This is a genomic window from Lysinibacillus sp. NPDC094177, assembly GCF_050279145.1.
GTDB lineage: Bacteria > Bacillota > Bacilli > Bacillales_A > Planococcaceae > Lysinibacillus.
Genome location: NZ_JBNNTW010000020.1, coordinates 46,804 through 60,526 on the forward strand (window position 1 = coordinate 46,804; position 13,723 = coordinate 60,526).

15 protein-coding genes and 1 rRNA gene are annotated in these 13,723 nt (G+C 36.4%); 1 reads left to right on the forward strand and 15 read right to left on the reverse strand.

Annotated features, from left to right (window positions below; genetic code table 11):
* Positions 1–108 precede the first annotated feature (108 nt).
* Positions 109–879 (reverse strand): TatD family hydrolase, encoded by a 771-nt coding sequence (locus tag ACQKNC_RS21060; protein WP_427426673.1) that lies wholly within the window; start codon positions 877–879, stop codon positions 109–111.
* 253 nt (positions 880–1,132) lie between these two features.
* Positions 1,133–3,109 (reverse strand): methionine--tRNA ligase, encoded by a 1,977-nt coding sequence (metG, locus tag ACQKNC_RS21065; RefSeq protein WP_427426674.1) that lies wholly within the window; start codon positions 3,107–3,109, stop codon positions 1,133–1,135.
* Positions 3,110–3,540: 431 nt separating this feature from the next.
* On the opposite strand from metG, the gene ACQKNC_RS21070 reads away from it, so the two are divergent.
* Positions 3,541–3,819 (forward strand): AbrB/MazE/SpoVT family DNA-binding domain-containing protein, encoded by a 279-nt coding sequence (locus ACQKNC_RS21070; protein ID WP_004229214.1) that lies wholly within the window; start codon positions 3,541–3,543, stop codon positions 3,817–3,819.
* 322 nt (positions 3,820–4,141) lie between these two features.
* Here the strand turns inward: ACQKNC_RS21070 and rsmI are convergent, their stop codons facing one another.
* The 13 genes from rsmI to rrf form a co-directional block, all read right to left on the reverse strand.
* Positions 4,142–5,014: a 16S rRNA (cytidine(1402)-2'-O)-methyltransferase gene (gene rsmI / locus ACQKNC_RS21075; RefSeq protein WP_427426675.1), complete on the reverse strand. Its 873-nt coding sequence runs from the start codon at positions 5,012–5,014 to the stop codon at positions 4,142–4,144.
* Positions 5,011–5,274, reverse strand: a complete 264-nt coding sequence (locus ACQKNC_RS21080; RefSeq protein ID WP_427426676.1) for a GIY-YIG nuclease family protein — start codon at positions 5,272–5,274, stop codon at positions 5,011–5,013. The genes rsmI and ACQKNC_RS21080 overlap by 4 nt, the downstream gene beginning before the upstream one ends.
* Positions 5,258–6,007, reverse strand: a complete 750-nt coding sequence (locus ACQKNC_RS21085) for a tRNA1(Val) (adenine(37)-N6)-methyltransferase (RefSeq protein ID WP_427426677.1) — start codon at positions 6,005–6,007, stop codon at positions 5,258–5,260. The genes ACQKNC_RS21080 and ACQKNC_RS21085 overlap by 17 nt, the downstream gene beginning before the upstream one ends.
* A 63-nt stretch (positions 6,008–6,070) precedes the next feature.
* Positions 6,071–6,427 (reverse strand): DNA replication initiation control protein YabA, encoded by a 357-nt coding sequence (yabA, locus tag ACQKNC_RS21090; protein ID WP_427426678.1) that lies wholly within the window; start codon positions 6,425–6,427, stop codon positions 6,071–6,073.
* A gap of 27 nt (positions 6,428–6,454) precedes the next feature.
* Positions 6,455–7,270, reverse strand: coding sequence for a PSP1 domain-containing protein (locus ACQKNC_RS21095; RefSeq protein ID WP_427426679.1), 816 nt, complete (start codon positions 7,268–7,270; stop codon positions 6,455–6,457).
* Positions 7,263–8,267, reverse strand: coding sequence for a DNA polymerase III subunit delta' (holB, locus tag ACQKNC_RS21100; protein ID WP_427426680.1), 1,005 nt, complete (start codon positions 8,265–8,267; stop codon positions 7,263–7,265). Before holB ends, ACQKNC_RS21095 begins: the two co-directional genes overlap by 8 nt.
* A gap of 220 nt (positions 8,268–8,487) precedes the next feature.
* Positions 8,488–8,928, reverse strand: coding sequence for a YaaR family protein (locus ACQKNC_RS21105; protein WP_427426681.1), 441 nt, complete (start codon positions 8,926–8,928; stop codon positions 8,488–8,490).
* Between the two features lie 86 nt (positions 8,929–9,014).
* A complete protein-coding gene (locus ACQKNC_RS21110; protein ID WP_427426682.1) occupies positions 9,015–9,344 on the reverse strand; it encodes a cyclic-di-AMP receptor in 330 nt (109 codons plus the stop codon).
* Between the two features lie 301 nt (positions 9,345–9,645).
* Positions 9,646–10,275 (reverse strand): dTMP kinase, encoded by a 630-nt coding sequence (gene tmk, locus ACQKNC_RS21115; RefSeq protein ID WP_427426684.1) that lies wholly within the window; start codon positions 10,273–10,275, stop codon positions 9,646–9,648.
* A gap of 17 nt (positions 10,276–10,292) precedes the next feature.
* On the reverse strand, positions 10,293–11,717 hold the full coding sequence (locus ACQKNC_RS21120) for an aminotransferase class I/II-fold pyridoxal phosphate-dependent enzyme (protein WP_427426685.1): 1,425 nt from the start codon (positions 11,715–11,717) through the stop codon (positions 10,293–10,295).
* Positions 11,718–11,807: 90 nt separating this feature from the next.
* Entirely contained in the window at positions 11,808–12,344 is a 537-nt protein-coding gene (locus ACQKNC_RS21125; RefSeq protein ID WP_427426686.1) for an HXXEE domain-containing protein, read from the reverse strand.
* 73 nt (positions 12,345–12,417) lie between these two features.
* Positions 12,418–12,960 carry a TetR/AcrR family transcriptional regulator gene (locus ACQKNC_RS21130; protein ID WP_427426687.1) on the reverse strand — a complete coding sequence of 181 codons (543 nt, stop codon included), beginning with the start codon at positions 12,958–12,960 and terminating at the stop codon, positions 12,418–12,420.
* Positions 12,961–13,367: 407 nt separating this feature from the next.
* A 5S ribosomal RNA gene (gene rrf, locus ACQKNC_RS21135) occupies positions 13,368–13,483 on the reverse strand.
* Positions 13,484–13,723: the final 240 nt, after the last annotated feature.

Genomic DNA, 13,723 nt, shown 5'->3' on the forward strand with positions numbered 1-13,723 from the left:
GGATTATACGGACTAGATTTGGCACTGTCAACCCGAATGCATTTCTAAAAAAACTGACACCACCTTTTTAGCCAACCACAAACTCAGTATTGGAGGCATCTCAGCTAGTTAATTGTCAATCCTAAAAAATTTTTTCGCATTGGCTGTCGTTACCTGTGCAATTTCCTCAATTGTTAATCCTTTTAAACGCGCAATTTCTTCTGCAACTAACGTCACTAAAGCTGGCTCATTACGTTTTCCTCGATATGGATGGGGCGCTAAATACGGGGCATCTGTTTCGATCATCAAATGCTCTAAAGGTATTTCTGTCGCAACTTCCTTCGGCATTCGTGCATTTTTAAATGTCACGGGCCCACCGAGACTAATCATAAAATTCATAGCAATACATTCATACGCGGTTTCCACACTGCCACCATAACAATGCATAACGCCTCCCACGGAAGCTGCATTTTCTTCACGTAAAATTTGTACAACATCTCCAGTTGCATCCCTGTTATGAATAATGATTGGTAAATTCAGCTTTTGCGCTAAATGAATTTGCTTGCGGAAAATTGCTTGTTGAACATCTTTCGGGGATTTATCCCAATAGTAGTCCAACCCAGTTTCACCAATACCTACTATTTTTGGATGTGCTGCTAATTCCTCAATCCAATTTAAATCCTCTTGTGTACAATCAATGGCGTCAACCGGGTGCCAGCCAATGACTCCATAAACAAAATCATATTGTTCAACCAGTTGCATTGTTTTTTCAATGGTTTTACGGTCGAAACCAACAACAACCATCGTTTCTACTTTGGCTTCAAGAGCTCTATCTATAACCTCTTGTAAGTCTTCTTCATACTGATCTGCGTTTAAGTGTACATGTGTATCAATAAACATCATCATTCTCCTAACATAGATTTTATTAAAAAATATTATTTCATATTTTTCGCCAGTGTTACAATTTTGTTACAAACAATTTAGTATTATAACATTACTCATAACCTCTGACACCGCATTTGTTACTATATACCTAAAAAAACCCAGTGAATAGTGTGTATAAATTATTTCAAGATAATAAATTATTTATTTTCAAAACAGATTTTAAAAGCCTGCTGAACTTTTTACATTCAGCAGGCCTTCCTAAAATTTTTTACTTTACTTTTGCGCCGTTCTCTAGTTTCGGATCAACCGATGCTAATTTTAAAATTCCATCTTTCTCACCAGCTAGGATCATTCCTTGCGATAATTCACCGCGTAATTTAACTGGCTTTAAGTTAGTGACTACAATCACTTTTTGACCAATTAATTCATCTGGAGAATAAAACTTTGCAATACCTGAAACTACTTGTCGTTGCTCATATCCAAGATCTACTTGAAGCTTTAATAATTTGTCTGCCTTCGGAATAGTTTCACACGCTGTTACAGTAGCTACACGTAAATCAACTTTTATAAAATCATCAATAGTAATTTCAGGAATTTCTGGGACCTCCACAGCTTTTTGCTCATCTTTTGTTTCTTCCACTTGTGGAGTTTTCACTGAACCACGCATTTCTTCACGAATATATTCAATTTCAACTTCACTCTCTAAACGAGGGAAGATCGGAATACCTTTTTCTACCACTTTAATGTTTGCTGGAATAGTATTGCCGAATGTTTCAATTGTTTCCCATGCTAAGAATTTGTCATCCAAGCCTAACTGTTCAATAATTCGTTTGGGAGTAGATGTCATAAATGGTTGTAACATGACAGCAATTTGGTGTAAACTTTCCGCCAAATTTCGCATAACAGCGCCTAGTTTTGGCTTATCAGATTCCTCTTTTGCTAGCACCCACGGTTGAGTTTCATCTATATATTTATTCGTTCTCGAAACAAGCGTCCATACGTCCGCTAATACGACACTAAACTGCATTTTTTCCATACTTTCTTCATATTTAATACGTACCGATTCAGCTTGTTCTTTTAAAGCTGCATCAAATTCTGTCGACTGAAGATTTTCAGTTGGAATAATGCCGTCGAAATATTTATTAATCATCGAAATGGTACGGTTCAATAAATTGCCTAAATCGTTTGCTAAGTCGAAGTTTGTACGTTCAACGAAAGATTCTGGCGAAAATACACCATCCGAGCCAAATGGTAGCTCGCGCAATAGGAAATATCGCGTCGCATCTAAGCCATAACGCTCTATTAACATTTCAGGATAGATAACATTGCCCTTTGATTTAGACATTTTTCCGTCTTTCATCATTATAAAACCATGGGCAAATATTTTTTTAGGAAGTGGTAAATCTAGTGCCATTAAGAAAATTGGCCAATAAATAGTATGGAATCGAACGATATCTTTACCAACTACATGTACATCTGCCGGCCAATATTTATTGAATAATGTTTCATCCTCTGAAAGATAACCTAAAGACGTAATATAGTTAGTTAAGGCATCTACCCATACATAAATTACATGTTTAGGATCTCCTGGGACTTTAATGCCCCAATCAAACGATGTTCTTGAAACAGATAAATCTTCTAACCCTGGTTTAATGAAGTTATTAATCATTTCATTTTTTCGAGATTCAGGCTCAATGAAATCAAGGTTTTCTTCATAATAAGCTAATAGACGATCTGCGTATTTCTTCATATTAAAGAAGTAAGATTCCTCTTTAACTTTGTGTACTGGACGACCACAGTCTGGGCAGTTGCCATCTACTAATTGTGTCTCAGTAAAGAATGATTCACATGGCGTACAGTACGATCCTTCATACTCACCTTTATAAATATCACCATTATCTAAAAACTTTTGGAATATCTTTTCGACAGTTTTCGTATGACGCTCTTGCGTTGTTTGAATAAAGTCATCGTATGAAATGTCCATTAATGCCCAAAGTTTTTTTGCAGCATCTGCAATTTCATTCACGTATTCTTGAGGATGTTTGCCCGCTTCTGCAGCTTTTTCTTGAATTTTTTGCCCATGTTCATCCATTCCAGTTAAAAAACGTACGTCATAACCACGTAAACGTTTATAACGTGCAATTGTATCTGATGCTACAGTTGTATACGCTGTACCAATATGGAATTTTCCACTTGGGTAATAAATAGGGGTTGTTATATAGAATGTTTTATTTTGTTCGCTCACATGAACTGCCTCCATTGTTTCACAATATATTATCTATTCTAACTAAGTACGAAATTCGTTTCAACTTCTTTCAGCGGATGTCACGGAATCGGCTTTGTGCAACCACAAAGCCGATTCCGGACTAAATTATGCCGAGGCATAATTAATTGATAGTTTATTATCCGCGAAAAATGTCGAATGATATAATCAATCCATTTAATGTATTAAATAAGAAGCTTTTTTACTATAAATAAAAATATATAATAAAAACCTTTTAAAAAAACCAAAATATCTGTTTTCTCCTCAAATATTTTTTTCAAAACAATAATATTAGTGCATTAATTAATTGACGTTTATGGCATTACTTGGTATGATAACTAACAGACAAAGAAATTATGTCGAAATTTGACGAAATACCAATATAACTTTTAATATTAGGAGGAAAAATAATTATGAAATCAACAGGAATCGTTCGTAAAGTCGATGAATTAGGTCGTGTAGTAATTCCAATCGAACTACGCCGTACACTAGGTATTGCAGAAAAAGACGCTTTAGAAATCTATGTGGATGATGACAAAATCATCTTAAAAAAATATATGCCTAACATGACATGTGCTGTAACTGGTGAAGTTTCTGATGATAACTTCCGTCTAGTTGGAGGCAAATTAATCTTAAGCCCTGAAGGCGCAGAAATGTTAGTAAAAGAAATCCAATCTAACTTAAAAAAATAATTTAAAACACACCTAAATCCAGCACAGTGATTTGGGTGTTTTGTTTTTTTTATTGAGTTCGGATATTTAACTTCTTTATAGTGCAATTAAATATAATATAACCAATTCTTAAGTTCCTTATAATGTCCATGTCAGACCTTTCATGATTAAGGGTACTATTTTTTACAATTATTATCAATTTAAATGATTTATATGCTCACATCTAACGTGGGGTTGATTTCCGTTCCGGCTGGCTATCATCGCGAACTGCTGGTAATGAGCCACTTATTTGAATAGATATACAAAAAAGAGGCGCCCTATTAAGGCAACCTCTTTCTTTCCATTAGCTATGGTATTCATTATAGACGTCTCGCTTCGCTACTTGACGTAGTTTTGCTACTTCTTTTATAGCTTCTTTTGATGTAACACCTGTATGGTTAATAATATAATCGACATGTTCAACAATAGACATTGTCATCCAATAGGCTTCTTCATTATTTTCTTCCTCAGCATTCTCGTTTCCTTCAAGGACAATACAAAATTCCCCTCGAATTTCCTCTGTTTGTGACCATTTTACAGCTTCCGACAGCGTACCACGTAAAAACTCTTCGAATTTTTTAGTTAACTCGCGAGCTAATACAATTCGACGATTACCAAGAATAGATTCCATATCTTTTAAAGTGTCCTTTAAACGATGAGGAGCCTCATAAAATAAAATGGTTTCCTGACGTTTTTTTAGTTGCTCTAATTGCTGTCGACGTTCCTTTTTTCCTCGATTTAAAAATCCATAAAAGAAAAATGGCTGAGGCGTTAATCCAGAAGCGATTAATGCTGATATTGCTGCATTGGGGCCAGGCACCGGCACAACTGGAAAGTCTTGCTCGATTGCTTTTTCAACTATATCTGCACCAGGATCGGAAATACAAGGTAGACCAGCATCACTAACTAATGCAACTGTTTTTCCTTCACGTAAGAAGGCTAGTAGCTTCTCTCCCCCCACCTCTAAATTATGTTCATGATAGCTTATCAGTGGTGTTGCTATATCAAAGTAGTTGCATAGCTTTTTTGTATTACGCGTATCCTCGGCAGCAATAATATCTGCTTCCTTTAAAATACGTAGCGCACGCACACTCATATCCTCTAGGTTGCCAATTGGTGTTGCAACTAGATATAAACAACCTGTATGATCGTGCATTGTACTTTTCTGAGATTTCATGAGTCATCCCTCCCTATATATTTCATTTTTTGCGTTCGTGTTAACTGTTTAAAAGCATATTCTGCGCGCATCGCCTCTTGTTTCGTATCGAATTCCTCTACATAAATACATTCCACTGGTCCTCGCGCTCTCGTATATTTTGCTCCCTTACCAGCATTATGTACAGCGACACGCCTGCCTACATTATTTGTGTAGCCTGCATAAAAGGATTGATCGGCACATTCTAACACATAAAAATAATGATTATTGTTCTTTTCCATAAAGGATTTCTCTCACTTCTGCTGTATATTCATTATTCGCATTATAAACATACAGGGGCGGTAATATTTTCAAATCAGGTTTACCGTCTTTAATTCCTTCTATTAATAGTGTATTGGCCTCCTTACCTTCTTTCGGATAAATAAGTTGCATTCGTTTAGGCTCTATACGATTAGCACGCATTGCCGTAACAATATCTAATAACCGACCAGGGCGATGAACAAAAGCTGCCTTTCCGCCTTGTTTTAATAACTTACTTGCTGATTGTATTGCTTCTTCTAACGTTAAATATAATTCATGACGTGCAATAGCGTAATGCTCACTTAAATTTTTATCGCTAGCCTCATGTGCTAAAAAATATGGTGGATTACAGGTTACAACATCATATTTTTCGATACCAAGCTCTTTAGGAATTTCTTTGACATCACCAAGGACCATATGAATTTGCTCTTCTAACTTATTGTAACGGATACTTCTCTCAGCCATATCAAATAAACGTGGTTGAATTTCTACACCTGTAATATGTCCCTTTGTTCTGGCACTTAGAAAAAGTGGGATTACACCATTACCTGAGCACAAATCAACAATTTTCCCTTTATGATATGGGATATTGACAAACTTCGAAAGTAGCACTGCATCCAATGAAAACGAAAAGACAGAGGGACTTTGAATAATGCGTAGATTCTCAGCCAATAAATAGTCTAACCGTTCGTCACCCTTTAACCAATTTTCCATGTTTCTTCCTCCTACTATACAAAACAAAAGACTGACACCACCATAGTGGGAATCAGCCTTCTATTACACATTTTGTTTATTTAAAAATGATAGACAAAACAGACAGTCCTCACCTTTACGTGAACTTCCGAAATGAACATGACAAACATGGAAGCCTTCTTGGTATAAACGTGCTAGGTTATCATAACCCTCGCCAATATCTAACGGATTCTCTTTCTTCTCATCTGTAGCCTGTACGGAGTTTGCATTAGAAAGTAGTTCTTCTAGACGTGTACGAAGGTGATGATTCTCTGTTTCGAGTGCCTTATGCTCCTCCATCATTAACGCTACAAATTGTTTCAATGCACCAAATTGCTCCTGCATTGCTTCGAGCTGTTGTTCGAACTCCATAACGGTATCTAAGAAATTACGGTCCTTCACCCAAGCCACCTCGTCCAATTCTCTATCTTATATAAGATTTTTTTCGCATGCAAGCAGTTCTTCTAGTGTATACTCGACTGTGCGCTCCTGCTCTTGTAAATATACTTGAATAAGTCTTTCTAGTATATTTAAACTTACAACTTTACCGCGTCCATCTGGTGTCATCGTCATTTCACCAATGTCTGGCATGCCCTCTTTTGCTTCCTCATATTCATCATTTTCATACTTCAAGCAGCACATTAAGCGCCCGCAAAGACCTGAAATTTTAGTTGGATTTAAAGATAAATTTTGATCTTTAGCCATTTTAATAGAAACCGGCTCAAAATCTCCTAAAAAAGTTGAGCAGCAAAGCATCCGGCCACATGGACCAATGCCACCTAACAATTTCGCTTCATCACGTACACCAATTTGACGAAGTTCGATACGTGTCCTAAAAACCGAAGCTAAATCTTTTACAAGATCTCTGAAATCTACACGTCCTTCAGCCGTAAAATAAAAGATGATTTTATTACGATCAAATGTATATTCAACATCAACGAGCTTCATTTCTAAATTATGCTCTATAATTTTTGTACTTGCTAGTTCAAATGCACGCTTTGATTCAGCAGCATTTTCCTCTACTTGGATACGATCACGTTCATCCGCTGGTCGTAGAACTTGTTTAAGTGGTAATACAACATCATTATCCCCAACAACTTTTTGAGGGACAACTACTTTACCATATTCTACACCCCGAGCTGTCTCTACAATGACATATTGACTGTCCTCTAGTAGATATGATGCTGGATCAAAATAATATATTTTACCCGCTTTTTTAAAGCGGACTCCCACTACATTATACAAATGTATATCCCTCCTGCAGATTTAGCATTAACTGCTCCATCATTAACGTCCTATTCATGTTACGCTGTAAAGATGAGCGTGCCTGTAAAATAGACTCCATTTGACTAGATAGACGTTCATAAGTCGAATGTAACGCAGCTTCTTTAAATGTCTGTAACATGTCTGGATAAGTACAAGCTGCTTCGGGATTAGCTTTTATTGACACTATATCACGGTAAGCAAATAGTAGTAAATCCAATGCCTGCTCCAGCTCGCTTTTTTCTTTAAACAGTGGCAACCATTCTTCATGTACAACAAGCATTGCTTCATGTACATTCTGACGAATCGCCTCTACTAATTTTAACACTGTTTTTCGAGCATGTGCAAACTGCTCATCATTTGCTAAAATCATAGCTGTTTCGAGCTCGTTCGTCATCATGCTCACTGTAGAAGCCATCGAGTAAGAAATATTGTTATCTTGCAAATGCTTTAGCAATATATGTCGAGGCATTTTTTGAAATTTAATATGCTGGCAGCGAGAACGAATCGTTGGTAAAATTGACTGCATTTGTTCCGTTAGCAAAATCGCAGTTACCTCACCATCAGGTTCCTCTAAAAATTTAAGTATCATGTTTGCAGATGCAATATTGAGACGGTCTGCATGATGAAGTACATAAATCTTACGCCCCTCTTCAACACCCATCATCTTCATTTCTGCAATTAATTCACGTATTTGATCAATTTTTATAAATTGACCTTCCGGATAAATTTGATGGATATTTGGATGATTACCCGAATCTACACGTCTGCAATTTCGACATGTTTCACATGGAACATTTTGATTTGGTTGCTCACATAGCATTAATTTGACAAAAAACTGCATAATATCTACTTTGCCTGTCCCTTTTTCGCCATCAAAAATGTATGCATGTGCTAATCTATTTTTGTCAAAAATCGTTTGAAGCTGTTTCATTACGACTGGTTGTAGTGTGAATAGCTCTTCAACATTCTTGGCCATATATTTAAATTCCTTCCTATATCAATTACACTCATAGCATAATTGTTTCCTATTGCTCTTTTTAGTACAGAAATATCTGCGGTTTTAGAGCAGATAGATTAGTTACATCGTTATTTATTTCATAACATTCAGCAAATAAATTTTTAACCTAGTGCTGTAATGTTGGCAGCTGAATAGATTTGAAAAAAGCCCGCGCCTACAAGAGAACGAGACACGGGTTTTACATATACAAATTAATTAATAAGCCTTTAATCTCACCGATTTTATCAAGAAGGTCAATTGCTTCTTTTTCTTCATCTAAAATATCTTGTGTAAGCTCCACAAGACGCGTATCAATAGTTTCGATAATTTTTAAGCGTCTTCCTTCACCAAAACGGTTCCAGGTATGTGATTGCTTTAACTCCATACCATGCTCAACCGTTTCTTGTAGAAACCGTTTAACAAGCATTTTAAAACGCGCAAGTTCTCGTAAATTACGTGATCTCGCAACACGGTCACCTGCTGTAGAAATATCCCCTAGCAATCGTGTAAGCTGATCCGTTTGCAATTTGGTTCCTTGTTTGACGACCATATCTCCAAATCGGTTATTTTGATTATTGTTCTGCAGAGGCTCTTTACGACTAGTATTTAACCCGACACGTATATCTTGATTGATCTTCAAGCTTTTCGCCCCCACTTGCTTTCTTTATCAAATACACAAAAGCTAAATTATAATGTGTTTTACTTCTTATTTAATATGACAATGATTTAAAAATGATGAAACTGTTCAATTGGTAATACAAAAACAGTCGCTCCGCCAACCTCTACCTCCACAGGATAAGGTATATAGGAATCTGTATTCCCGCCTAATGGCGAAATAGGTGCAACCATTTGTTCTCGTGCTCGACAATTATCACGAATAATATCTAAAACTTTGGGTATGAGAGAGTCTTCCGTCCCAATAAGAAACGTCGTATTTCCCGAGCGTAAAAATCCTCCTGTGCTCGCTAATTTAGTTGCGCGAAACTGATTTTTCGTTAAAGCATTCGATAAGCGGCTGCTATCCTGATCTTGCACTACAGCTACGACTAACTTCATTCGCACTCACCCCTTTGATAAAAATTCATTTAACTAGATTTTAGTTACCTTTTATCAATAATGCCTCGGCGTAATCGTGTACGGATTCAGTATTGTGCAAGCAAAGAACTACTTTCCGATCCCGTGACATACGCCGGGCTCATCTGTTTCAGTAGAGTTTTTGGAACATCTACTGAAATAGAACCACATCCGCAATCATCTCAAAACATTTGCCGTTGTCGCGCAGTAAACACTTGCCGAATGAAATATAAAATTATAGATGTTACCATTATATCACATTGTGGTAGACAACTTCATGCATTTACTGTATTGCTTCATATAATAATGACCATACATCTTCAACAACACGCTCAATATTTTGGTCTGCATTGATGACATGTATACGTTCAGGGTAACGCTCCACTAGCTGTAAATACCCTTCCCGAACCTTCTTATGAAAAGCTAAGCTTTCGACATCTAAACGATTTACTTCTCGATCTCCATGAGCATGAATCCGTGCTAAGCCAACCTCTGGTGCAAGGTCAAATAATATTGTCATGTCAGGTAACTTCTTACCGATTGCAAACTCATTAATTGATAATACTTCATCAACACCGATACCACGTGCATATCCTTGGTATGCTAGTGAAGAATCGATAAAGCGATCGCAAATAACCATTTTACCAGCATCCAAAGCAGGTCGTACTTTTTCAAAATAATGCTGACTTCTCGCCGCTGCATATAATAATGCTTCTGTACGCTCATCCATGGCTGTATGGGCAGGATTTAAAATAATGGTCCTAATTTTCTCAGCAATCTCAATACCACCAGGTTCTCTCGTTGCTAATATATCAATATTTTCTTCTGCAAGTCGTTCGGCTATTTTTTGAATGACTGTTGTTTTTCCAGCACCCTCTGGACCCTCAAATGTAATAAATAAATTGCAATTCATGCTGTTATTGCCTCCAACTATTTAATGATCTCAATCATCTTTTCTTCTAAACGGTGATTTCCTTGGAACGTTGCTCCAGTAGCCAGTAACTCCTCTAGCTGACTTAGCTTTGCCACTGTTATTTTTTCACCCGGAACAAGCAATGGAATGCCTGGTGGATACGGAATAATCATACTTGCAGAGATACGTCCCATTGTTCGCATATACGGTAACCATTCTTTATCCGACTTTTCAATTTCATCAAATGTATAAGCTGGTTCCGTAATAGCCACAAAATTATAGGCTGTTTGTGAAACAGTTATTATTTCCGCCTTTGGTGTACTTAATAACAATGTTATAGCGTCTTTAATACGGACACGTATTTCTGCAAATGGATAGTTATGCCCGTGTTTTAACAAAGGTAGCACAAGCAATACTTGATTCGCATCTGCTAATTCTGCATATACATGCTTTTTTTCTAATGCCTCTTGTAATTGAAAGCCGCTATAGCCACCAACACGTAGCAATAACTTTATAGGGTCGTCTACCTCGATAACTTCTAAAGAGCCAATAGCCCGTAATGCCTCTACCCATTGATTCCTTTTTTCTATTATATATGCTCCGTCACTCTCCATATATGTCTGCACATAATAGCGTGCATCATCTAAAGAAGCCAATAAAAGATAGGATGGGCTGCTAGATTGAAGCATACGTAAATAGTGATTTATTTTGTCGACATCGATTAAGTCTGAATTAACGTGCATAAAGGATGCCATTGTCATAGCAGGCAATGTTTTATGTGCAGACTGTACTACTATATCTGCACCAACTGTCAATGCTGATGGCTGAAATAAGGTACATGCACTAAAATGGGCACCATGTGCTTCATCTACTAAAACAGGAATACCTTTTTCATGACAATACGCAATCTGCTGCTGTATTTCTTTAGATGTCATACCATAATAAGTAGGATATGTTAAAACTACTGCACGAGCCTCTGGATAATAATCAACAGCTTCTTTTAAATCTCTATAAGAAACATGTGTTGCAGTTAAAGTATGTTCATCCCATAGCGGAGAAACAAATACAGGCTTTGCTCCAACAAGCTCAATAGCATGAAATATAGACTTATGTGCATTACGTTGGACAATAATAGTATCATCTTTTTTACATGTGGCATAAATCATCGCTAAATTTCCAACTGTAGATCCACCGACTAAAAAAAAGCTTTTCATCGCCCCATATGTATCTGCCAACAAGTTTTCTGCCTCTAGTATCATTTCCTCTGGGTGATGTAAGTCATCAAGACCTGATAATTCAGTCACATCATACCGCATTACATCTTTAAAGGGCTGAGGAAGATGAGACAGTTCTCCATGCTTATGCCCTGGGACATGAAAAGAAATATTTTGTTGTTGTCGAAAGCGCTCTAACCCTTCTACAATAGGCTTCTTCTTTTGCAAAACAAAACACCCATTTCCGTTATATTCTTATTTAATTATATCACTTACGTTACAAAAACATTTGCTGAATGGATATAAATAATGTGAAATTCATATAACCTTTCTCCCGATCCAATGTGCTAGTAACGCCACAGGGATCAATACAAGACAAAATGGTAAACATGCAAAAATAATGTTCCACGTTATGACTTTATTGACTAATAACGAATGATACAAAATTAAACTATATGGAATAACAATTATCAAAGATGTGAGTGCACCGGGTGTAATGGAACGAAGAAAAATAGACTGTGCCAGGTGAGTGAACGCATGTAGAAAGTAGGTTAGCGTAACAACAGTGAAAAAGTAGATATCTCCAAATGGCCCTTGATTCACATACTGACCTGCTATAAAAGTTGAACTACTTACAAACATGAATATTACGATTACTGCTACCGCAAACTGTGCTGTCGACATCGAGAACTGTTGCATAACTCGATCAGCAATTTTTTTCGGCAATCTTTCGTATAAATTAGTAGAATTTTTACTTAACCACTTTTCAATCATAATAATTTCTTCAAAATCATGAAGAATAAACATAATAGGGAATAGCCAAATAAGTGTTTGAATACCTATCCATTGCTCCATAATGATACCTCCTCTAAATTATATTGAGTAATCACTCAAATGTTTCCTAAAAAAAATATACTTAATGTGAATTTTACATTCCTTTTAAAATAAACATTGCTATCTCTTCAATGTAATCATTATTTTCAATTGGCATTTTATCTGTTTTTCTTTCTTCAATTAAAACATGCATTAATATTGTTGAAAGGAACATTGAAGCTGCTGTTTCTATTGTCTTTTTTTCTACAGTACATGAAGAAGCTCTTTTCAAAAATGAACCGGCTTGTTCAGCCATTGCATTTAAAAAGTCCTCAATATCCTTACTAACATTTGTGTTCTGTACTATTTCTGGGGACCAAATAAAAGTTAAAAAGCTTTTATTATGTAATAAAAAATCAGCATATAATTGGCCAAATTTAATTAATGCTGGATAAGGCTCTATTTTTGAAAGCACTTTTATATCATTTCGTAGTGAACCAATAAATGAAAATTCACGAATAAGATAATTAAGAAGTTCATTTTTATCTTTAAAATAATAAAATATAAGCCCCTCTGCTACTCCGCTCTTTAATGCTATTTCTTTAGTAGTCGTTGCGGCAAAGCCCTTTTTAGTAAAAAGCTCTAATGACGATTCCAAAATTTTATCCTTCTTTGATATCAAACTTTTTCACCACCGTTTTTAAATTTGAGTATATACTCAAATTTAAACCTCACAAGAAGTGCTGTCAAGTTATTCCAAATAATAAGTATAAATAACGTAAGGGTCATTTCAGTCCTACTTATTAACGTTTTAATAAAATATCAGCCCGAACTTTTGGGGATGCATACAAAAAGGTCATTACTCTTATTAGCAATGACCTTCTACTCTTCTTAGTAAAAACTATTTCTAAAATGTACTTAACGCCCGTTTCTCTACTAACATATACTAGCTTTTAGCATCCCTTTTTTGTTAATTTATATCCATTAAAATCTAACATTTTTTAGGGGGTTATTAGCGGGTTTTGAACAATAAAAAAACCACTGATTTCTCAGTGGCTACTTTGTGCCTAGCGACGTCCTACTCTCACAGGGGGAATCCCCCAACTACCATCGGCGCTAAAGAGCTTAACTTCCGTGTTCGGTATGGGAACGGGTGTGACCTCTTTGCCATCATCACTAGACTATTGTCGGCTTTCAATATACATCGTATTTCTTCGTCAGCTCTGTCGTTCAGTCAGTCACGTACTTGAGTACGCTCCTTCCCTCTCTCCATCGCTTCCTCGAACTACTCGTATCTTGAAACCCTTATGTGAAAGAATTGTTCTTTCAAAACTGGATAAACGCTCATTGATTGTTTCAAACGTTTTGGTTAAGTCCTCGATCGATTAGTATTCGTCAGCTCCATGTGTCACCACACTTCC